Origin of the sequence: Kordia algicida OT-1, from assembly GCF_000154725.1 — a bacterium.
In the GTDB taxonomy this organism is placed as follows: Bacteria; Bacteroidota; Bacteroidia; order Flavobacteriales; family Flavobacteriaceae; genus Kordia; species Kordia algicida.
The window spans coordinates 3,503,900-3,527,808 of the sequence record NZ_DS544873.1; the positions used below are offsets into that span (position 1 = coordinate 3,503,900).

At 35.7% G+C, this 23,909-nt stretch carries 14 protein-coding genes; 5 read left to right on the forward strand and 9 right to left on the reverse strand.

The features are described 5' to 3' along the window. Positions 1 to 54 precede the first annotated feature (54 nt). The 5 genes from KAOT1_RS14990 to gdhA all read right to left on the reverse strand — a co-directional run bounded on the left by KAOT1_RS14990 (position 55) and on the right by gdhA (position 11,685). Positions 55 to 4,542: a GEVED domain-containing protein gene (locus tag KAOT1_RS14990; RefSeq protein WP_007095700.1), complete on the reverse strand. Its 4,488-nt coding sequence runs from the start codon at positions 4,540 to 4,542 to the stop codon at positions 55 to 57. A gap of 156 nt (positions 4,543 to 4,698) precedes the next feature. Further along, positions 4,699 to 7,119: a TonB-dependent receptor plug domain-containing protein gene (locus KAOT1_RS14995; RefSeq protein WP_007095701.1), complete on the reverse strand. Its 2,421-nt coding sequence runs from the start codon at positions 7,117 to 7,119 to the stop codon at positions 4,699 to 4,701. Further along, positions 7,103 to 7,822, reverse strand: coding sequence for a DNA repair protein RecO (gene recO, locus KAOT1_RS15000; protein WP_007095702.1), 720 nt, complete (start codon positions 7,820 to 7,822; stop codon positions 7,103 to 7,105). Before recO ends, KAOT1_RS14995 begins: the two co-directional genes overlap by 17 nt. After that, positions 7,823 to 10,129: a type IX secretion system anionic LPS delivery protein PorZ gene (gene porZ / locus KAOT1_RS15005; protein ID WP_007095703.1), complete on the reverse strand. Its 2,307-nt coding sequence runs from the start codon at positions 10,127 to 10,129 to the stop codon at positions 7,823 to 7,825. A 212-nt stretch (positions 10,130 to 10,341) separates the two neighbouring features. Then, positions 10,342 to 11,685 carry an NADP-specific glutamate dehydrogenase gene (gene gdhA, locus KAOT1_RS15010; protein WP_007095704.1) on the reverse strand — a complete coding sequence of 448 codons (1,344 nt, stop codon included), beginning with the start codon at positions 11,683 to 11,685 and terminating at the stop codon, positions 10,342 to 10,344. Between the two features lie 251 nt (positions 11,686 to 11,936). On the opposite strand from gdhA, the gene KAOT1_RS15015 reads away from it, so the two are divergent. After that, positions 11,937 to 12,725 carry a THC0290_0291 family protein gene (locus tag KAOT1_RS15015; RefSeq protein ID WP_050765269.1) on the forward strand — a complete coding sequence of 263 codons (789 nt, stop codon included), beginning with the start codon at positions 11,937 to 11,939 and terminating at the stop codon, positions 12,723 to 12,725. A 60-nt stretch (positions 12,726 to 12,785) separates the two neighbouring features. Here KAOT1_RS15015 and KAOT1_RS15020 read toward each other — a convergent pair whose 3' ends face one another. Continuing rightward, entirely contained in the window at positions 12,786 to 13,985 is a 1,200-nt protein-coding gene (locus tag KAOT1_RS15020) for a cystathionine gamma-synthase (protein ID WP_262494785.1), read from the reverse strand. A 48-nt stretch (positions 13,986 to 14,033) separates the two neighbouring features. Here KAOT1_RS15020 and KAOT1_RS15025 point away from each other — a divergent pair, with 48 nt between their 5' ends. Beyond that, positions 14,034 to 15,680, forward strand: a complete 1,647-nt coding sequence (locus tag KAOT1_RS15025) for a M1 family metallopeptidase (RefSeq protein WP_007095707.1) — start codon at positions 14,034 to 14,036, stop codon at positions 15,678 to 15,680. Positions 15,681 to 16,043: 363 nt separating this feature from the next. Here the strand turns inward: KAOT1_RS15025 and KAOT1_RS15030 are convergent, their stop codons facing one another. After that, complete coding sequence (locus tag KAOT1_RS15030) at positions 16,044 to 17,885, reverse strand: PLP-dependent aminotransferase family protein (RefSeq protein WP_007095708.1); 1,842 nt, start codon at positions 17,883 to 17,885, stop codon at positions 16,044 to 16,046. A 265-nt stretch (positions 17,886 to 18,150) separates the two neighbouring features. On the opposite strand from KAOT1_RS15030, the gene KAOT1_RS15035 reads away from it, so the two are divergent. Genes KAOT1_RS15035 through KAOT1_RS15045 form a run of 3 tightly spaced genes read left to right on the forward strand, consistent with a single transcriptional unit; the run spans position 18,151 to position 20,539 of the window. Next, on the forward strand, positions 18,151 to 18,501 hold the full coding sequence (locus KAOT1_RS15035) for an arsenate reductase family protein (RefSeq protein WP_007095709.1): 351 nt from the start codon (positions 18,151 to 18,153) through the stop codon (positions 18,499 to 18,501). Between the two features lie 2 nt (positions 18,502 to 18,503). Further along, positions 18,504 to 19,400 carry a DMT family transporter gene (locus tag KAOT1_RS15040; protein WP_007095710.1) on the forward strand — a complete coding sequence of 299 codons (897 nt, stop codon included), beginning with the start codon at positions 18,504 to 18,506 and terminating at the stop codon, positions 19,398 to 19,400. Then, complete coding sequence (locus KAOT1_RS15045) at positions 19,397 to 20,539, forward strand: hypothetical protein (RefSeq protein ID WP_007095711.1); 1,143 nt, start codon at positions 19,397 to 19,399, stop codon at positions 20,537 to 20,539. The genes KAOT1_RS15040 and KAOT1_RS15045 overlap by 4 nt, the downstream gene beginning before the upstream one ends. Before the next feature lie 281 nt (positions 20,540 to 20,820). Here the strand turns inward: KAOT1_RS15045 and KAOT1_RS15050 are convergent, their stop codons facing one another. Continuing rightward, positions 20,821 to 22,398, reverse strand: coding sequence for an NADP-dependent glyceraldehyde-3-phosphate dehydrogenase (locus KAOT1_RS15050; protein ID WP_007095712.1), 1,578 nt, complete (start codon positions 22,396 to 22,398; stop codon positions 20,821 to 20,823). A gap of 22 nt (positions 22,399 to 22,420) precedes the next feature. Then, positions 22,421 to 23,686: a threonine ammonia-lyase IlvA gene (gene ilvA, locus KAOT1_RS15055; RefSeq protein ID WP_007095713.1), complete on the reverse strand. Its 1,266-nt coding sequence runs from the start codon at positions 23,684 to 23,686 to the stop codon at positions 22,421 to 22,423. Between the last annotated feature and the right edge of the window lie 223 nt (positions 23,687 to 23,909).

Genomic DNA, 23,909 nt, shown 5'->3' on the forward strand with positions numbered 1-23,909 from the left:
TAAAAAAAGACCACTTGGTTGTCAAGTGGTCTTTTGTATATGAGTTATTCTGTGTTATTGAATGACTAGCTTTTTACTAATTTTTCCTTTTTCAGAATAGATACTTATTACGTAAATACCACTTGCTTGGTTGTCAATAGGAATTCGAATAATGTTTTCGTCAATTCCTTCTTTGATAGAAATTATCTTTTGTCCAAGAATGGTGTGTAAATCAATTAGTTCTAGTTTGAAGTTGGTATTGTTTGTAATTACCAATTCTTCCGTTTCTGTATCGGTGTACATGGTAATTCCACTTTCTAGAATTTCATTGTTAACACTTAGTGCATTTTCTGGTTTGAAAACCAACGAATATTTATCATCAGTAGCTCCTACAGGAATTGACACTTGAAAATCGCTTGCACGCAAATCGTGTGTTATGCCAGTGTAGTTATCTTTTATATAGATTCCAACAGTGTTGTCTATATTTTCTAATGCATCTAATGTTATTGTTCCGCCACCTACTGTCTCAGTAACTAAACCAATTGCCACTTCTCTATCTATATTAAAATCTGGCAATGCCTGAATTACGAATTTTTGATTTTCTAATGACCAATACATGTCATTTGCAGTAACTCCGATAGATTCTCCATCGTAACCTAAATCAATTCCGTCAGTAGAATTTTCGTCAAATCCTAATAGTAATTGTCTACGGAAACCTTCTGGATTGATGTAACCTAAGCGAATTTTTTGTCTGGTATCTACAGGCACACCATCTTCGTCGTATTCAATATCGTCGTCATCGTCAGAAGAAGTATCATCATCACTTTCGATATTTTCAGCAGCAGTATTTGTTGCATTTTCTGAGTTTTCAAACATGCCAGGATTTAATGTGTCATCAACACCATCTCTTACAAAAACTGATGTTGGAGACGATCCGTATTCACGAATTAAACCAGCAGAGTTTCCACGTTGTCCGTTGTTGAACTCAACCGTTGCGGTAAGTCCATTTCCTGCATTGTTATCACCTTGCACAAAGAAACCTTGTCCAACAGGAATGAATCGTCCAGGAGTTTTTGTTCCTGAATCTGTTTGATTTACCGTTGGGTGCGACATTGCTGGTGTTCCTCCTAAGGTAGTATATGTAGCATATCCTCCTTGGTATGCTAAAAGAACATGCGTTCCTCCGCCCCAATGTTCCCAGAAATATAATGTTCCTGAAGTAGCATCATTAGCCAAGTTATCAGCAATGAATTGATTGGCATCTAAGACAGAAGGATATGGATTTCCAACTAAATACAAGTTTGTGTCACCTAAAGGACTTACTGTTATTGTACCATTGTTAGGTTTTCCTCTAAAGACATAGTTTTGTTCTTCTAGTTCATCACTTGTATTAGAAACACCTTTCATGGTAAATCCTTCTCCTACAGAAATGCTTCCTGCGTTTCCTGTATATAACCATGCATCGTAATCTTCATCGCCACCATTGATAAATTTGTATATCCATCGTGAACTGATTGTGAATGGAGATGTTGATCCATCTGCGTTTGCTGGCACTGTCCAAGCAATAGGTCCTGGTGCACTTACATTAGTACCATCAAGGAAAACATCTTCCAATGCAAAACTTTGATTGTTTGCTGTTGTATTAATAGCTCCTACTGGCGAAGACCAATAATTGTATGTAAAGTTATTTGCTGTACCTTGTTGATCTTTTTCAATGTAACCAGAACTTGTAGTTGCTAAATCACTTCGTACAGTTTGTCTAAATTGACTTTCTCCGTTTAAATCAATGATTCCGTTGAGTTCTGTATACCAAGTGTTGATTAATTCAAAACCTGTTCCTCGTGTAGCTGCAAACGGAGATGTATTGGTTACTACAGGATTTGTCCCTGTTACTGTAAGTGTTGCTCCGGCATCTACCGTTAATCCTAAGGTAGAGTAATTTGCATTGACCGTTACATCATTTTTTATTTGAACTATAGACCAATTGATACTTGCTGCAGAAGGAATATCCCATACATTACCAAATTCCCAAGTAGCATCGTCTCCCCAATTTCCATCAGCAATACTTGTGTATGGCATTGGAGCAGTTTGAGGTTCTACCGCATTGATGTTTTTCATAAATAACGTATTGTCATTTCCTGTTACATCTTCAATTCGATTTCCTTTTATGGAAGACATGTCATAATAAGCTACTAATGAAGACCAAGGCACGTTGTTACCAGTAGTAAAGTCTTCTATATCTTTAGGAATTACAGAACCCATTACATTAGCGCCGTTTTGTTCAATTTCTTGGTGCACCATTTCACGCAATTGATCTAATGTTAGAGCAACATTAAAAACTCTTACCTCATCAATGGAGCCTCTAAAGAAGTTCACATTTGACTCTGTTCCCATTCTAAACGGGTTGGTATTTGAGGCTAGCGGATCAATTCCTCCTCCACCTGCGCCACGTCCGTTTAAGTAGAAGTTGGCCCTACCTGAGGCTGTGTCTACTATGATGGCAAAATGAACCCAATCTCTAATTGTTGAGCTACCTGTTTGCCCTACAGCTCCTGTTTGTCCTTCTTGAAACCCTAATAATCCTGAATTTAGAAAGAATTTGTATTGTCCCGTAACACCAAGTATTCTACGGTCAGCAATTGTGGAAGACTGTCCCGGATTTCTAATCCATCCCATCACGGTATAATCAGTTAACCCTCTGGTTACTGGCGATCTATCTTCTACATAATCGTCTATACCATCAAAAAATAGCGAATTATTTCCTGTAATAACTTCTGGCTCTGCAAGTGTAAAATATTGTCCGTCACTTAGGTTTACTCCTGTAAAAGTAATTATTCCACCAACGTTTGTTCCTTCATAGTTTTCATAATCAGAAAAACTATCATTGGTTGCTATGTATAATTCTAAATCGTCTAGGTTTGCGACACCACTACCACTCATGTCAAATCGTAATTCAACAGTTCCTACTTCAGCTGTCGTTTCATGAGCATGCCAAACTTTGTTTAGTATTCCCATCGTACGAGCAGGCAATGTTGTTGTCTGAATTGTTTCGGCAAGTCCGTTGCTTCCAACCATTAGGAAACTTCTATCGGTAGCAATACTTCCGCTTTCAACCTCCATTGTTAATATGTCTATAACATCAACATTAACACTATTTGATTGTGTTTGTAATAATCCTGAGTTATCATCTCTACCTACTCCAAATACGTTGAATCCGTATCCTGCATTCGAAGAACCATTCCAAATGATAGTTCCGTTTGAGTCTAGGTAATTTTTACTTGTACCAGCGTATCCTGTTGGTGATGTTGATACGGTTGCAGTGTCCCAAAAAGCTTCATTAGCTCCGAGTGTTATTCCATATTTTATGGCTAGGTATGATTCAACTCTTTCCAATTCGGCAGTTGTTAAATCTCTGTCATAAATGATAACTTCTGCGATATCTCCATTGAACCGAAAGCTTGAACCTGTGTTTCCACTTGATCGTCTAGCGCCAATAAGTACATCTGCAGCAACAGTTCCGTTAGAAATACCTTCATTGGTCGCGGCAACATCTACTACTCCGTTCATGTATGGTGTTAGTCTTGTAAAACTATTTCCTGTGTTTGCAACAACTCCACTTGTAATTTTTGGTTCATCACGAATGTGTAGTGTTCCAAAACGAACTGAGGTTGTAGGGTCACCTGTAGCTCTTCCTAGCGTGTGATGTAATGCTCTGTCGGTAAAGCCAGACCAGACTTGATAGTTTCGGTCAAATTCATCTGCTTTACTTACAACAGTACCAAAAGACGAGGCGTTTATAACAGTAATGACGGTCATTTCATCCGTAAGCGGTTGTATGTCTAGCTCAGGCTGATTTCCAACATTTAAAAATTGTGTCCCCGTAAATCGTAATGTAGGATTAAAGTTGAGTCCGTTTGTAATGAACTGTGCATCGGAAGTTCCTTGTGAAGCGGCACTGAATTGATTTGGTGATTGATCTTCCCAAGCATCTACGTCGGTTCCTGTTAGTGTAGTTCCGGCATCTGCCCGCATCCAAAGTTGTAGGTTTGAAATAACGTTTCCAGGATACGGCAATGCTTCTATTTCTACGGTATAATCTTCAACTTCTCCAAATATAAATTGTCTACAAGCATCTCCAACACCAGGAGAAAACTGGTATTCAAGCATTACTCTCATTCGTGTGGTTCCTGTAAGTGCCGTTACTGGGACAGTAAACGATCCTGAAAAAGAAGCTACGAAATCTTGTGTAAAGTTTACTACAAGTTCTCCGGCATCATCAAAGTCACCATCTTGATTGTAATCAATCCAAACGGCAGCTCCTTGGTCGTCTGTAGAATTTTTTATTATAGTTACAGGGTAGTTTAATGTTCTTTTGATCGTTGTAAAAGTTGTGGCAGTAAAGTCACTATATCCAAGTGTTGTTGGTGGATTATTGATATCAGTGCCTACTTGAAAGCTATCCACAAAGTCCAAGGAAGGGTCATTTCCTGCAGGAATACAATATTGGGCACTAGCAGAAGCAAAGAATAGCAATAAAGCTAAAAGTGAGTAGGTTTTTTTCATATGTTAGGTATTTTAAGGCAAGGTAAATTTACTTCATTTATTATTTTTTTGGTAGTTTTTTATTATTAGAACTATGAATTTAGATGAAAACTATGAATTTGTCGTTATAATTATCAATTAATTTCGATGAGTTGCAATTTTAACAATGTTTTTCTGCTAAAAATTATAGTTTAATCCTAAAATGAGATTTCTACCAGGAGCAGTAATTCCAGAAGAATAGACTCTGTATCGCTTATCGGTGATATTTTCAAGTGATGCTGTTAGGTTGATTTTTTCTGTAATTTCAAAGTTTGATTTTGCACTTACAATGAGCCATGAAGGTGCGTACGGATTTCCATTTTCATCTACCGCATAGAGATATGCTTTGCTTCTTTCTGAAGGTGCCAAATTATTGTAGCTTATTGAACTATTGAAATTGGTAAAGATGTCAAATTTTAAACGATCATTTTTATAGATAAAGTGTACATTTCCGAAAATAGGCGACACATGTCTCAACGGAACTTTAGTGCCATCTGCTTGTTCTTCTTCTCCACGAGGAATGGTCAAATCTGCTGTTATTTTTGTTCTTTTGTCAAATTTTGCTGCAAATCCAAATTCGAAACCATAGGTAAATACTTTTGAAGCATTTTGAATGGCTTGCACATTACTCAATTCGCCATTATAAACTATTTCAGTTTCTCCGTTGAGATTGAAATCTTTTCGAATGAGCGCATCATCCAACAATGTATAAAAAGCTGTAAAGTTAAGATCAAAGCTACTTCCTATACGTTTTTGCACTCCAAATTCGGCACTGTAAGCATGCTCAGGAGCTAGGTTTGGATTTGGCACAACTACCGAACCTGGTTCAGAATCAAATACTTTCCCAATGTCGTCTATGTTCGGTGCTCGGAAAGCAGTTCCGATGTTTGCTGTAATTTGCCATTTATTGGGCAACCAGCTAAATCCGATACTTCCTGTAAAAGCACCTGTGTTTGTAGTTGCTTCTGTGAATGGAAATGGAAAGAAAGTAGTGTCAAAGTCTGTATCAATGAGAATGTGATTGTAACGCAATCCTGATTGTAGTGTAAACTTCGGATTCATTTTGTATTCTAAGCTTGCGTATGCCGCCATAGATTGCCATGTAGCTCCATCTGGATAACGCGAAGGAGCATCTGTAATTTCTTCTGTTTCAATGTTTCTGTCGTAACCGTCTGAGTGAACTTTGTTGTACACATATTCCAATCCGTAAAAGGTTTTTATTTTTGGATTGAATCTTTTTTCGAAGTCTAAACTTGAGGAAATAGCATCTACTTTTTCTTCGGTTACATTTAGGATGACATCTTGAAAGTTACGATTGTTTCTACTTTCTTCAAAACGTTGGTATGCATTGGTAAATTTTACGTTATCGTAGTAGGTATTGTTTCCTTTTTTCTGCGTTTGAAAGTTCCCCATAAACCATCGTTGCGGTCCATAAAACCAGTCTCCGTAACGTAGTGCGTCATCTCTGTACTGTAATAAACGATCGTAACGTGGCACATTGGAAGTGGCAGAGTAATGCAATCCTAAGTCAAATTCCCAAATATCATCTGGCACTAATTTTATACGTTGCGCAAGGTTTATTTGACTGTATCCTGTAAATTTTTGTTTGAGTGGATTCCCGTTATTAATTACTGCATCTGTACCATTTATTCTAGCGACAAATTCTGGTCGTAAATAAACGTCATCGCCGTGTTTTCCCATGCGTAAATCATCAAAATCACTGTAGGTTACACTAGTTAAAAATCCCCATTTTTTAAGTCCGATGTTAAAATCAACATGTCCTGTTTTTTCTCGGTTGGCAGATGCGTAACGTGCGCTTGCACTTCCTGAGATTACCGTTTTTTCATTCCACGAAAGTGTTGGTTTTTTTGTATAAAAATTCATTACCCCACCAACAGCGTCACTACCATATATGACCGAGCCTGGACCTAAAATCACTTCTGTGTTGTTGATATTGAAAGGATCAATTGAGATTACATTTTGAACGTTTCCGCCTCTAAAGATGGCATTATTCATACGGACACCATCAACAGAGATTAAAAGCCTGTTTGTAGAGAATCCTCTAATCATGGGACTTCCACCTCCAAGCTGACTTTTCTGAACGAATATTTTACCACTTTTTTCTAGTAAGTCGGCAGCCGTTTGTGGCGAAGAAAATGCAATTTCTTTGCTGTCAATGCTTACAATTTTTTTGGGAACATCATTTTTATCTTGTTGCCATTTTGATACCGAAATTACGATTTTAGATAGTTCTGCAGAGCTTTTTACGAGATAAACAATATTTTTGTCTTGAAGGATTTCAGCTTTTGTAAGCGTTACAGGCAAATAGGAGATATGACGAAATGTTATTTTTTCGTCGTTTGAAAATATGGAGATATCTATTTTCCCTCTTGCATTGGTAATTCCTCCTTTAGATTGGTCTGCATTGTACACATTAACGTTAGAAATGTTTCTATCATTAACGATATCTTTTACTTGAATTTCCTGACCATAAAGAGCTGTAGAAAAAATAAAAGAAATTATCGCGGCAATACCTTTTATTTTATTTGAATACTTCATGTAACACTTCCATTGATTTTGGTTGCCTAAATCCTTGCAAATGTAATTTAAAATATTGAATGAATATTGCAAGAATCTCATTTCTTCTGTATGAAGACAACATTATGGTATTCTGCTCATCAAATTTTATGCCTAATAAGCGTTTAAAGTATGTTAAATTTTCACCCGTGATACATTGATTCATGGTGCTTTGATCGAAAAACTGACCTTCTTGTAAGTCAAAGTAATCTTTGTGAATGTCTTCCGTTTCTGGATAGAACCCAAAATACTTGGTAAGATTGGTTAAAAATACTAAGTGAAAATTGGCAATTTCATCATGAATGTCCAACCATTGTAGCGCATTTTCTATAAATTCGAATAATGCATCGTTTTTTTCTTCTTCTTGAATGGAATAGTTAAGAATTTCTGATAGAAAGAGAACAATAGCACTTTTGGCAATTTGCGTGTGAATAGAAGTGTACGGATACACCGTTTTTACATCTTTGATATATTCTAAACTTCCTTTGTTTTTGTGACTCGCAACAATTTCAAGCTGCATTAATGGTTGAAAGTAAGCAATTTTGAGTTTGCCTTTTTTTGATTTGAGAATTCCTCTTAACAGGTAACTTTTTATACCATCGGAAGCTGTAAAACATTTTACAATAACACCTGTATCACCATATTTTATGGTAGATATGACAATGGCTTTTGTTGTGACTATCATTTAGCGAACCACCATCACTTTGGTTACTTTGCTTTCTGAACCATCTTCACTAGCAATTAAGATGAGATATACTCCAGATGCTACTTTATGCCTCCCAAATGCTGTTAAATCCCACAACATAGTTCCGCCTTCCGAAGTTGCTTCATGCACTAGGTTTCCTTCTATATCTGTGATTTTTACATTGGCATTGTCTGTTAGCCCCGAAATTGTTAGGTTTCCGCTGAATCCTGGTCGTACAGGATTTGGGTATGCATATACATTTTCTAGACTTTCTTTTGGTCCAGTTGCTGTTCCTTGAAAGGATAACAATCCTTTTGCTGTTGCAATGTATACACGTCCTGTTTCTGAGTCTATTTCAATATTGTTTACAGTATTTGTTGGTAATGGCGAATTGTCTTTTGTGAAATGAGCCAGTGTTTCTGTAGCATCAGACGACATGTAAAATACACCTGAAGCTGATGTGGCAATCCATTTGTTGTTAGATCCATCAACTTCAATATCGGTCACTGTTTGTTCAAATAGTAGTTCTTTGGGCACGCCATCTTCATCAACAATAATGATATCGTCTGTTTGCGGATCGCTGTCTTCAAAAATATTATCTGCTCCAAAATACACTCTGATTCCTCTGATTGTTCCAATCCATAAGTTTCCTGTAAGATCAACAGCCAAAGCTCTTACATCATTTGCTGGTAAATTGCCTTCAGTTTCTTCTCCTATACTTAAAAAGCGAGAACCAGAACTGCGCGTATCATCAAAGGCAATCAATCCGTGTGATTGTGTTGTAAAGAATTTGATGCCATTGTCGGTAATTTCTAATTTTGCCAACCCGTTTTCTCCATTTTGAGGGTCAGGAATGATTTCAGATACTGGAAATGAATCCCATTGTCCGCTACTGCGCAAAACTTTTAAACCATTTTCTACTTTAGAGTTTAACACCCAAAGATCACCATTTTCGTCATATTTTGTTTCACCAATACGAATGTCTACATAATCTGGGTTTCCGTTGTTTAAGGTTTCTAAGCCACTGTTGGAGAGATTTAAGATTTCTACAGGTTCATTGTTTTCTATGCGTAACATCCCTGAGAAGAAAGAACTTAAATATACTTCACTTGTATTTGAAGGATTTACTGTAGCATGCACAACACTTCTCGCGTCATATTCTGGCGTGTACGGAATGTTTACCCACGACATTTCTTGCAAGTGACTTACACCTCTACGATCTAACGGATACGGATTGTATCCTGCGTTGTAATCTCCATAAACAACCCATAATTCGTTTGGAATTGCCGTGATAGAAAAAGTATCATTTAGTAAAGGACCATCAGGTAATATTTGGTTTGCAGCACTTGGCATAGGGAAGGTTGTTTGCAAAATTCCTTCTGTTTCTGTACCTAAGTATATGCTGTTTCCAAGCAACCAAGCTGAGTTGAACTCAATGTCTGGATAGTCTTCTAATGCTTCAATTCCTACGACTTCATTTAAATCTGAATCGTATACATGTACTTCTCTATCATGTACTAAAACCATATGATTTTCATTAATTTTTAAATCTTCTAAAATGGTTGCGTATTGCGGAATTTGAAGTTGTGGAGTAAAGCTTGTTCCATTGTATTTGTAAATTCTTCTGTTATTGTTTACAACGTATAAATCCTCTCCAAAAGCCGTAATTCCACGCCAATTGGAAGTAATAACACGTTGCCACTCTGAGAAATCAATTAAGTTATCATTATCAACTACGGCTCTAAATACGCCAACATTGGTTGCTGCGTAAATAAATTCCCCAAAAATAGTGGTTTGTCTTACTTCTATCTGACTTCCGTCTGGTCCAATAAAATAAGTATCACCAAATTCTAAAGCATTGATGTCGTATAACGAAATTCCATAATCAGTTGATATATATATTATTCCATTGTATTCTAGAATATGGTTTAAATCTTTTTTGTTTGGTGGAATGGTTGGTTTTTCAACGATATCAACCACTTTTCGTATTTCTTCGGTTACAGCATCAAACACTTCAATAAGTCCGTTGTCATATCCTATTACATATTTTTGGGCAGATTCGCTGTAATACGCCGTGCTTATTTGTTCTCCCGCAAGTCCATCAACCGTTGAATATTTTTTTATTTCATTCGATTGTAAATCGTACGTAAAGAAAGCATTTTCAGAAGCTCCATAAATTTTACCTGAACCTTGTGATATGTCTACAACATTATTGTATGAAAAATGACCTAGCCAAGAGTTATTAAAAGATTGTCCGTGTACCGAAATATAGCATAGTAATACTAGCAAATACAAACTTCTCCTCATCTTTTTGTGTTTATTTATTATTCTGATTAGATGACACTTCGTATGTAAAAAAAGCAATTAATACTTCATAATACTATTCCATCTTTTAGAATATTTTATCAAATATATCTAATAATAACGTAAATGAATTGGTTATCATATATTATTGTAACAAAAAAAAGCTTCCTGTATTAAAACAGAAAGCTTTTTGTATGCGTATTAATTCTTATTACTTACAGAACTCCTTGTGCAATCATTGCATCAGCTACTTTTACGAAACCAGCAATATTTGCTCCTTTTACGTAGTCAATGAATCCGTTTTCATCTTTTCCGTATTCTTCACAAGCACTGTGAATATCTTTCATAATTTGCTTTAGTTTTGCGTCTACTTCTTCGCGACTCCAACTGTAACGTAAAGAGTTTTGTGTCATTTCTAAACCAGAAGTTGCCACTCCACCAGCATTGGATGCTTTTCCTGGTGCAAATAATATTTTATTGTTTAAAAATACTTCAATCGCTTCTGGTGTAGAAGGCATATTTGCTCCTTCACTCACACAAATACAACCATTATCTACTAACGTTTGTGCTTCTTCGCCATTCAATTCATTTTGAGTAGCACATGGCAATGCAACATCACATGCAACGCTCCATGGTCTTTCTCCTTTGTGGAATGTTGCCGAAGGATATTTTTCTGTGTATTCGTGAATTCTTCCTCTTTTTACATTTTTGAGTTCCATGATGAAGGCTAACTTTTCTTCGTCAATTCCATCAGCATCATGAATATATCCAGAAGAATCAGACATGGTAACGACTTTAGCCCCAAGTTGAGTTGCTTTTTCTGCAGCATATTGCGCTACGTTTCCAGCACCAGAAATTGTAACTGTTTTTCCTTCAAAAGATGCTCCTTTCGTTCCTAACATACTTTGTGCAAAGTATACGTTTCCGTATCCTGTAGCTTCTGGACGAATTAACGATCCGCCCCAAGTAATACCTTTTCCAGTAAGAACTCCAGTGAATTCGTTTCTCAGTTTTTTATACATACCGAACATGTACCCAATTTCACGACCACCAACTCCGATGTCTCCCGCAGGAACGTCAGTATCTGGACCAATATGTCTGAATAATTCCGACATGAAAGCCTGGCAGAAACGCATAATTTCTAAATCAGATTTTCCTTTTGGATTGAAATCCGATCCTCCTTTTCCACCTCCCATAGGAAGTGTTGTTAAACTATTTTTAAATACTTGCTCAAAAGCCAAGAATTTAAGGATGCTTAAGTTTACACTTGGGTGAAAACGTAATCCTCCTTTATAAGGTCCGATAGCAGAATTCATTTCAATTCTGTATCCGCGATTTACTTGAGTTTCTCCATTATCATCTACCCAGGCAACTCTGAACATTACTACACGCTCAGGTTCTACCATTCTTTCAAGTATTTTTGTTCCTTTATATTTTTCTTTTCCTTCAATATAAGGGATTACAGCCTCCGCAACTTCCTGAACTGCTTGTAAAAATTCAGGTTCGTGTCCGTTTGTCTGCTTTACCAAGTCTAAAAAGTCTTTTACTTTTGCTTCCATAAACGAAGTTTGATTAACAAATTTTTATTAATATCATTATTTGACAGTACAAATATACATTTAATTAAAAAAAAACACCTTTTTTTTTACAATTTGATAATTTTTAACGTACACAATCTGACTTTCTGTATTCCGTTAATCTTAGGATGCTTACAAAAGAATAAACATCAGATAATACACTTTTTGTTTTTTTGTTTTGAGGGTTTTTATATATTTGCTGTATAGCCTTATAAAAATAGCTGGTTTATAACATGTTAAATAGAATTCGCCCTATCTTCCTACTTTTCATGCTGATGTGCGCTGGTACAGTGAACGCTCAATTTGGTTTTTCTCACGAAATTGGTTTTGTCATTGGTCCAAATGCATTTCAATCAGATTATGGAGAACGTAATGACTTTGAAACCAATATTGGAAATGTTGGGCTCGAACTTGGTATTGTACATTATTTGAACTTTTCATACCGTGCCGAATGTAACTGCTTCACTCGTTACACCTATTTTAACGATCACTTTAAAGTAAGAAATGAGTTAACACTTACCTCTGTTAATTTAGAACACTTTGGTAGATATGTTGGTGACGACAAAGTATCTCTAACAGCAGACCAATTACGTGCCATGCATGGAAACACACGTGTTTTAAACCTTGGAACACAATTGGAATTCTTCCCAAGAAGTATTCGTGAGTTTGAAAGCGGTGGATATTTATTAGCACCTTATGCAGCCTTAGGAGTTCAGTATAATTACTTTACACCTACGGTTGAATCTGATTTAGGACCACTTACCGATCCTACCGTATTACCCGTAAAATATCAAAATGCTTACCAAAATGAATCAGGGTCTACATGGTCTATTGTAGCAAGTTTTGGAACACGTTATAAATTTACAGAAACATCCGATTTGTTGTTTGATGTACGTTGGAGATATTATTTTTCAAACTGGGTTGATGGATTAAATCCTGATGAAAATCTCTATCCTGAAAATAAAGCAAACGATTGGGGATTTATTATTAATGTAGGTTATATTTATTATTTAAATTTCTAAACAAACAATATACAATGAGAAAGCCATTCCCGTAAAGAATGGCTTTTTTTGTTACATATTTTATTTCGTTATTTTTGATAATGCCTGCTCTAAATCAGCAATAAGATCGTCAACATCTTCAATACCTACGCTTAAGCGGATTAAAGCATCTACGACACCAATTTTTTCTCGTTCCTCCTTAGGAATGCTTGCATGTGTCATACTTGCTGGATGACCCGCCAAAGATTCTACACCTCCTAAAGATTCTGCCAAGGTAAAAATCTTTAAGTTTTCTACAATTTTGATCGCTTCTTCATAATTATTCCCTTTGATGACAAAAGAAATCATTCCGCCAAAATCGTCCATTTGTTTTTTTACAATAGCATGATTTGGATGATTTTTAAGTCCTGGCCAGTACACTTTTTCTATTTTCGGATGATTCGCTAAGTATACTGCAATCGCCTTTCCATTTTCACAATGGCGTTGCATACGCACATGCAAGGTTTTGATACCTCGTAACGCTAAAAAACTGTCCATCGGTCCGCAAATAGCGCCACTTGCATTTTGAATAAAGTATAATTTATCTGCAATTTCTTTATCATTTACAATCAAAGCGCCCATCACCAAATCACTGTGTCCGCCAATGTATTTTGTAGCAGAATGCATCACAATGTCTGCGCCCAAATCTAAAGGTCTTTGCAAATATGGTGTCGCAAAGGTATTATCAACCGCCAACATAACTTGGTGTTTTTTGGCAATGACAGAAACAGCTTCAATATCAATAATATTCATCATCGGATTTGTAGGCGTTTCTACCCAAATAAGCTTGGTATTTTCGTTTACATACGATTCAATTTTTGCTACATTTTCCATGCCTACAAAATGAAATTTGATACCAAAACCTTCAAAAATTCTTGTAAACAAACGATATGTTCCGCCATATAAATCGTTTGTAGAAATGACTTCATCACCAGGTTTTAATAGTTTTATAATGGCATCAATTGCTGCCAAACCAGAAGCAAATGCCAAACCGTAGTTTCCGTTTTCAATACTCGCCAGCGCATTTTCTAGGGCATTTCGTGTCGGATTGTGCGTGCGTGAATATTCATAACCTTTATGTCCGCCTGGCGTACTTTGCGCATACGTAGAGGTTTGATATATTGGTTGCATCACAGCTCCGTACGCCTTGTCTGGTTCTTGTTTGCCGTGAATGGTTTTGGTATTGAATTTCATAAGCTGCTTCTTTGAGTCTTCTACAAATTTAACGTTTCGTTTGTAGATTTTCAGATTATAGATGTACCTTTATCAGTAATTAACTTTTTTGTTGAAATGATATATAAAAATAACAATTTACCAAAATACCTTCTTTTTGTATTTACGCTTTGTAGTATACATGTATTTTCTCAAAATTTTACCAAACAAGATACCTTACGCGGCTCTATTACGCCTGAACGTGCTTGGTGGGATTTGACACATTATCATTTAGATATTTCAGTTGATCCTGATGAGCGAACCATTAGCGGAAGCAATACCATTCAGTATACAGTATTAGAAAGAGGACAAAAGAAGCTTCAAGTGGATTTGCAACCACCATTACAAATGACAAAAGCAGTCCAAAATGGAGAAGAATTACAAATTACACACGATGGAAATGCACATTTTATCCATCTAAAGAAAAGACAAAAAAAAGGAAAAGTATACAGTGTACAAGTTTTTTATGAGGGAAAACCAAAAGTTGCCAAACGTCCACCATGGGATGGCGGAATTACTTGGAAAAAAGATAGTAACGGACTTCCGTTTATCGCTTCTTCTTGTCAAGGTTTGGGCGCGAGTGTTTGGTGGCCATGCAAAGATCATATGTATGATGAAGTTGATAGTATGAAAATAAGTGTGAATGTTCCGAAAAATTTGATGAATGTGTCAAACGGACGTTTGATAAAAGTTGATGAGTTAGACAATAACACCAAAACCTATCATTGGAATGTGTTGAATCCGATAAATAATTATGGTGTAAATATTAATATTGGAGACTATGTCCACTTTGGCGAAAAATATGCTGGTGAAAAAGGTGAGTTGGATATGGATTATTATGTACTCAGAGAAAATTTAGCCAAAGCGAAAGAACAATTTAAAGATGCCAAACGTACCATGGAAGCTTTTGAGCATTGGTTTGGACCGTATCCGTTTTATGAAGATAGTTATAAGCTGGTAGAAGCACCATATTTAGGCATGGAACATCAAAGTTCGGTTACGTATGGAAACGGATATACAAATGGTTATCGCGGTTATGACTTAAGTCGTACAGGTTGGGGAATGAAGTTCGATTTTATTATTGTGCATGAATCAGGACATGAATGGTTTGCCAATAATATTACCAATATTGATATTGCCGATATGTGGATTCACGAGAGTTTTACGGCGTATTCTGAGAATTTATTTTTGGATTATTTCTACGGGAAAGATGCAAGTTCAAAATATGTGATTGGAACACGCGAAAGTGTTCAAAATGATCGTCCAATTATTGGAAAATATAATGTGAATCATGAAGGTTCGAGCGATATGTATTATAAAGGTGCAAATATGTTGCACACCATTCGCCAATTGATAAACGACGATGAGAAATGGCGCAGTATTTTACGTGGATTGAATAAAGATTTTTATCATCAAACGGTAACCACACAACAGATTGAAAGTTACATCAGTGAAAAATCTGGAATTGATTTATCTTCCGTTTTTGACCAATATTTGAGAACTACAAATATTCCTGTATTACGTTACAAAAGAGATGGAAATAAATTTACTTATCGTTGGGAAAACTGTGTTCCTGATTTTGATATGAAAGTAGAAGTCGCTCTGAATAAAGAAATAATGCTGCTTTCTCCAACGACCGAATGGCAAACTAAAAAACTAGCTTCTCCAGTTACAAATAGAGAGTTGAATCCGAACTTTTATGTGACGATGGAAGAAGAAAAGTAATTTAGCTTTGCTTCGCTTTTAGACATGTTCTCGCAGGCGAGAATTTCTTAGATTGTTAGATTGCTCTGCAATTAGACTTTTACTCAGAAGTTATATCCTACAACAGTGAACAATTCGTGAATTCGTGGTAAAAAAGTATTTAGTATTGAGATATGAGTATTGAGAACGGAAACATAACAAACAGATTACTTCGTCATGCTTCCTCGTAATGACGTTGCAAAGGATTTCCCACAACAGTGAGCAATTCGTGAAAATTCATCAAAGTAAAGAGAAGAAGTAAAACACGAACAAGTCTAAGAGCGTTAGCGATCTTGTATCTAAAAGCGATAGCGGTCTAAAACAGCAAAGCGAATCTAAAAAAAATCAAATCTCCTCAACAAAATCCATAAAGACTTCTTGATGATGTTCTAAATCCATCTTTGGAGATAACGCCACACGCGCTATATAATCCTTGTCACCTTCTTTGGTGGTTCCTTGTGTTGATGTCGCAGGAATCGTCCAATAACAACCTTTTAATTGTCCGTAACTCACGCAATATTTACTTTCGTCTGGAATTTCGGTAATCATCATGTTGATAAGTTTATGATTCAGTTTTCGCTTGTACGATTCGCGTTCTTCATCTGTATTTCCTTTGGTCGGAAGGTCTAATGAAAATACAGAAGGTGTAAATCCTTCTGCCGCCAATTCTTCAGAAACAAAGTTAATTTTTGCCGCTGGCAATGTCTCTTGGATAAAGGTTACAAATTCACGTGTATTTTTATACGCATCTGCAATTCTCTGATTCATAGAAGGCAATTGTTTTGCCAATATTTCGTATTGCAACGCTGTCGCTTCATTATCGCAAAGATTCAGATGTTTTTCTATTTTTTCCATTAAAGCTGCTGCTTTTTGGTTTCCAACACAATAACCTGCAGTACACAAACCGCCGCTTGGAAATTTTGATCCGCTGGCATACGAAATTGCTTTTACGGTAGAAAGTATTTTGCCTTCGCCCAAGAAAAGTACGTTGGGACAAAATGTTTGATCTAAAATAAAAACGGGTTCTATTGCTGTTTCCCCTTTAGAAGTTTTTCGTTGTTTTTCTAAAGCTTCTTTTAAAGCGATTAAATCGGGAACTTCCACTCTTGGATTTGTCGGAATTTCTGCAATGATAAAAGGAATTGCATCTTCTTCAGCCACTTTATTTAGTACAGTATTGACACTTTTTACCATATCATTATCGCCATCTACTGGTAAATCTACAACGGCAACATTTTCCACACAAGCTGCCACACGTCTGGCTTGATCGTTGGTGCCACCGTAACAATTTGGAGGAACGATAAATTTAATGGCTTTTTCAGGATAATTCTCCATTGCATCATGAATCAATCCCATCATAATAGCATATTGAATAGACAATCCGCTCGAAGCGACCAACGGTTTTGTGTCAACTCCTGTAATTGTCGTAATTGCATTTAAAACGTCTGTTTTATCTGTTTCTACAGTTGTTTCAGAAGTTGCTAAAGCTGTTTTTTCTGTAAGCACTTTTAACACTTTCAAACAATCGGCAGGCGTCATCGCAATGGTTTCTCTACGACGTACATGCTGAATTTCAGAAATGTAATGCGCATTTTCTTCATTCGTCATTACGATACTTCCTAAAGTTTCTTGAAAACTGATAAAGAAGTCAATGTTTGATGTAAAATCAATTGATTGAAGATCGCTATCTTGGGAAATGAAAATGGTACTTCCGTCAAATTTTGTGATCTCAGAAGTACTTTCAATCTTTTTCAATTCAAAAGTATATCCATACACATTTCGCACTATTTCAGCATCAAAAAAAGCAGGCAATTCTCCCGTGTATAGGATTTGTGTATTTTTTTGATCTAATAAATTTTTTCTCAGAATTGCCAAAATAGGCGTCACTTTTGAAGAAAAACTAATGACATTTTCTGGCTCAAGATCGTTTATTTTTGCAATTGTCCATTCTAACACACATGAAAGCGGATGTCCTAAACGAATATAATCGTACGCCGTTGGTAATATTTCAAGCGAAGATGTTGTTGTATTGTTGTCGTTAAATAAAATTTCAAAATGCTCTAAAAACTGAACTTTCGCCAATTTTTCATTGTAAATATCTAGTCTATGCGTTGTTAATCGCAACCAATTATCGGGAATGTTTTCTAAAACATTTTTTATGTATGTGAGTGCTGTAGTGCCTTCCATTATTTTATACGTTATAAAGCTTACAAATATAGGTTAATTTAGATTTTTTTTGAATTGACATGAGTCGTTTTATCATCTTGACACTTACAAAAAATCTTGTTCAAGATTACTCATGTAGGTTTCGAATTTCATATAAATATTTCGAAAGAAAAATTCATTTTCGTTATATTTTCATTAAAAGTATTCATTTTTGATGGAAATGGATTTTCTTTGTAAAAATTATTACGATTCATTTTAAACAACCTCCTTTTAAAACTGTATACTCGTGAAAAAAATATATCACCTTCAGACATGTAATACGTGTCAGCGAATTATTAAAGAGATTCAACCAACTCCCGATGTTGTCCTTCAAAATATAAAAGAAGAAGAAATTACTGCAAAACAGTTGGAAGAAATGCACGAACTTTCGGGAAGTTACGAGGCTTTATTTAGCAAACGTGCTCGGTTATACAAAGAAAAGGATCTGAAAAATAAGGACTTAAGCGAAGAAGATTATAAGCAATTTATTTTGGAACACTACACATTTTTAAAACGACCAGTTATTATTGTAAATGACAAAATTTTTATTGGAAATTCGGCAAAAACGGTTGCAGCGGCCAAAGAAGCAATTTTCTAATCATGTCTAAAAAAACCTTTGCTTTTATTGCTGCCTTTATGGTGCAAGTTTTTTATGGAGTTACCTTTACGTTTGCATCTGATGTGATAAAAGGTGGTTACATAAAACCTTTCGGATTTATATTGCTACGCGTTGCTGGCGCAGGAGTTTTGTTTTGGATATTTAGCATGTTTGCACCCAAAGAAAAAATAGCACGCAAAGACTTTCTTACCTTTTTCTTAGGAGCCGTTTTCGGAATTGCTATTAATATGCTCTGCTTTTTTAAAGGATTTGAATATACAACGCCCATTCATGCTTCGGTAATTATGGTTGTTGTGCCCATTATTGTATTGATATTATCGGCTATTTTCTTAAAAGAAAAAGTAATTCCTACTAAAATCATTGGAATTGTTTTGGGACTTTCGGGAGCTGTTGTACTGAGTTTGTACGGAAAAGCAACTGCAAATTCATCCAACATTCCTCTTGGGAATTTGTTAGTCTTTATCAATGCGGTTTCTTATAGTATTTATATTATCATCATTAAAAAATTAACATCTAAATATCATCCGTTTACCTTTATAAAATGGTTATTTTTGTTTGGAACGATCTTAGTTTTTCCTTTCGGATTTTCACAATTAAGCACTGTAGATTGGGCTGTTTTTTCACCATACATATTTTTTGAAGTTGCTTTTGTAATTGTTGGTGCCACTTTTGCGACATATTTACTAAACCCTATGGCTTTGCGCGAATTGAAAGCTTCAACTGTAACCACTTTTTTATACCTTCAACCTGTAATTGCGGGAATTTTTGCCGTACTTGTGGGTAGTGATTCCCTTGATATTATTAAAATTGTAGCTGCCATATTGATATTTTCTGGGGTTTATCTAGTTACTTTAAATAAATCCAAAGCAAAAGCATGAGTCAAGCACAACCTATTTTTTATAATAGTGTTAACGATATTCCCACAGTATATTGGCAACAGTTAGGCTGCTTATCCAACACATATTACACACCCGAATTTTTACGTGCTTACGAAGTGGCAAACGACGATATTGTGTTTCGATATATTGTGATTGTGAATGACAAAAAAGAAGCTGTTGCCTTTGCAGCTACACAAGTAGTTACTATTTCTATTAAAACAATTACGAAAAATATTAAAATTTCAAATTTGTTAAAGAAGGTAATCAATAAGTTATTTTGTAATAATTCACCCAAAATTATGTTTTGCGGAAACGTTTTTTTGAGTGGTGAGTACGGAACTTTTATCAAGGATGGAGAAAATTTTAACCGTTTGTTTCACGAATTGGTGGCTGCGCTAAAAATTGTTATGAAGGAAACGAAAAAGCTGCATGCGGTTTTTATAAAGGATTTTAAAGAAACTTCACTTCCGCTTACGGATCAGTTGAAAGATTACGAGTATTCGTCCATGAAGGTAGAGCCCAATATGATTATTACATTGAAACCTGAATGGAAATCGTTTGATGATTATAAAGACGCGCTCAAATCAAAATACAGAGTCAAAGCCAATAGAGCCGATAGCAAAAGTGAACATCTTATTGCCAAAGAGTTGAGCTACCAAGAAATTGACACGTATAAAAGTGAACTGCAAGCTTTGTATGAAAATACGATTGCAAATGCTAATTTTAATGCACAAGTACTCGATTTAGACACCTATATTGTTCTCAAAAAAACACACGGCGATCGGTTTATTGTTAAAGGATATTTTTTGGAAGATAAGTTGGTAGGATTCTTATCTGCAATGGTCAATCAAGAGAATTTAGATGCGCATTTTATTGGTTTAGATTACGATTTAAATAAAGACTACTCCATTTATCCAAGAATTTTAAACGATTATGTGCGTTTGGGAATTTTACACCAATCGAAACGTATCAATTTAGGAAGAACCGCTTCTGAAATTAAAAGTACTTTAGGCGCAAAACCACAAGATTTAACCTGTTATATACGTCATAAAAGACCTTTTGTTAATAGTTTGATGAAACCGTTTATCAAAAATATTAAGATTAAAGACTTTAAAGAGCATGCGCCATTTAAAAAGTAGACTTCTTAGATTCGCTTCGCTTAGTTCAAAGATTTAAAGTACTTCTCGATACTATTTTCTAACGAAAATCACTCAAAGTGACAATTTTATCTAAATACGTCATTACGAAAGTTTTGGAAAAACTTGTAGCAATCTGCTTACTTCAAATACGATTACTGCTTTGGTTTCAACAGATTACCACGCTATCGCTCGTAATGACGAATCAAACTTTTTATAAAAATCGAAGTGACCTTCGTCGTAATATCGAAAAAGCTATCTAGAAGTACTATAAAAACAGTCTTTTAAAGTATATAATCCGTACTCACAAAATTAGAAGCTCTCGTTTGTAATAATTCGGTTAAAATAGCATTGTTATAGGCATTGTCTTTGGAAGCGACAAACGTTCTAATAGAAAACGATCGCAATGCATCATGCACACTTAAGGTTGCAACCGCAGAATCTTTTCTTCCAGTAAATGGATAAACATCAGGTCCACGTTGGCATGAACTGTTCAAATTCACACGACATACCAAATTTACCAACGTATCAATTAATGGCGCCAATGTTTTAGTATCTTTTCCAAACAAACTCACTTGCTGCCCGTAATTAGATTCCGCCATGTCGTTTAAAGGTTCTTCTATATCTGAAAAAGAAATTACAGGAATTACAGGTCCAAATTGTTCTTCTTCATACACGCGCATGTCTTTGCTTACAGGATATAAAACGGCTGGAAAAATATAATTATCTGTGGTTTCTCCACCTTTTTTATTGATGATTTTTGCACCTTTTTCAGTTGCATCATCAATCAATTCTTGAATATACGCAGGTTTATCAGGTTCAGGTAATGGCGTTAATTTTGCGCCATCTTCCCAAGGATTTCCAAATGTTAGTGCGTCTACTTTTTCAGAGAAACGCTTGTTAAATTCGTCCACAATAGCTTCATGCACATACAATACTTTTAACGCTGTACAACGTTGTCCGTTAAACGAAGTTGTTCCTGCAATACATTCGTTAATTGCCAACTCTAAATCGGCATCTTTCAATACAATTGCTGGGTTTTTCGCTTCCAAACCTAACACCATTCGCAAACGGTTACTTTTAGGATGCACGCTTTGTAACGCATTGGCAGATTTACTATTTCCAATCAACGCCAACACATCTACACGACCGTCTTTCATAATTGGCGACGCAACTGTTCGTCCGCGTCCGTAAATAATATTGACTACACCTTTTGGAAAACTATTTTGAAACGCTTCTAATAGTGGAGATAATAATAAAACGCCAAATTTTGCAGGTTTGAAAATGGTGGTATTTCCCATGATAATCGCAGGAATCAACAAAGCAAATGTTTCATTCAACGGATAATTATAGGGTCCGAGACATAAAACGACGCCCAACGGTCCGCGACGAATATGCGCATTTACGCCTCCGTGCTTTTCAAACTTTGCACTATCGCGATCCATTTGTGTATAATCTTCAATGGTATCGTAAATATATTCAACAGTTCTATCAAATTCTTTTTCAGAGTCGGCTAAGTTTTTCCCAATTTCCCACATGAGCAATTTGACAATTTCCTCGCGTTTGGTTTTCATTTGTGCTACAAACTTTTCCATACACGCAATTCGGTCCACAACTTTCATCGTTGGCCATAAACCTTGTCCTTTGTTATATGCATTTACGGCAGAATCTAACGCTTCTAACGCTTCGGTTTCACCTAAAGTTGGAATGGTTCCAAGTAATGTTTTTTGGTAATTTTCTGTGGAAGAAATCGTTGAATACACTTCAGACGTTTGTCCTGTCCACTTTTTTAATTCGCCATTCACTAAGTAGGTATTTTGTGTAATGGTTTCTTTAATTTGATACTTTTCAGGAATTTTCATGGTTGGTTTTTTTCTTTTGGTTTTAAACTAAAAACTGAAATAAATCAGGTTTATTATTTAGATAGTCGCCATAAAAGTTACGTAATTTCATTTTCGTAATTAAGGCGTCTAAATCTTTGGCATTTTTTAATTGCAATCCTACGACTGCTGCACCATTTTCACGATTGGTTTTTTTGGTATATTCAAAATGTGTGATATCGTCAGTTGGACCTAAAATTTCTACTACAAATTCACGCAAAGCTCCTGCACGTTGTGGAAATTTGATAATAAAATAGTGTTTTAAGTTTGCATGTAGTAATGCACGTTCTTTGATTTCGGCAGTTCGTGTAATATCATTATTGCTTCCGCTGATGACACACACCACATTTTTATCTTTTATTTCAGTTGCATATTGCGATAATGCACTCAAACTTAAAGCTCCAGCAGGTTCTACCACAATCGCTTGTCGGTTGTATAAATCTAAAATCGTCTGACAAACTTCGCCTTCGTCAACCGTAATCATATCGTGTAAATTTTCTTTACAGATGGCAAAATTTAAATCACCAACACGTTTTACCGCAGCACCGTCCACAAAGTTTTCTATGTTTTTTAAGCTTGTATTTCTTTCTTTTTGAATGGAAGTAGACATTGATGGCGCACCTTTTGGTTCTACACCAATAATTTTTGTGCTTGGAGACAACATTTTGAATACAGAAGATAATCCTGCGGACAATCCGCCGCCGCCAACAGGCACAAATACATAATCAATCGGAGTTTCTAATTGATGTAAAATTTCCAATCCGATGGTTGCTTGTCCTTCAATGACTTTTTCGTCGTTAAACGGATGAATAAACGTTTTATTTAAACGTTCTGATTGTTCCATGGCTGCATGATACGCATCGTCAAACGTATCGCCAATTAAAACAACCTCAACATAGTTTTCACCAAACATTTTGACTTGTTCAATCTTCTGGTTTGGTGTTGGTGTTGGCATGAATATCGTGCCTTTTATTTGTAAAAGTTTACAAGATAATGCTACTCCTTGTGCGTGATTTCCAGCACTTGCACACACGATTTCATTTTCTATTTGTGTTGCCGTTAAGGAAGCTATTTTGTTGTATGCGCCACGAATTTTATACGATCGTACTTGTTGCAAGTCTTCTCGCTTTAAGTAAATATTACAATTAAATTCTTTGGAATAGTAATCGTTATAACTCAAAGGCGTTACCGAAGCAATGCCTTTGAGTGTTTTTGCAGCTTTTTTAACAGCTGCTAACGTTGGAGCGTATGTTTTTGTGGTTGTGGTCACGAGTTTGTTGTTTGTTCTTTGTTTTATGTTGTTTTTCTATGAAAATTTTAGCTATCCGTGAGAAACTGAATCAAGTTCAGTTTGACGAAAAATTTTTCAATCAATAAAACATTGGTACATTTTCAAATTATCAAATTGATACATCTATTAGATACGTCTTTGCGAAAGTTATGAAAAAACTTGTGGCAATCTGTTACTTCAAATACTAAATATGCTTTTTGAT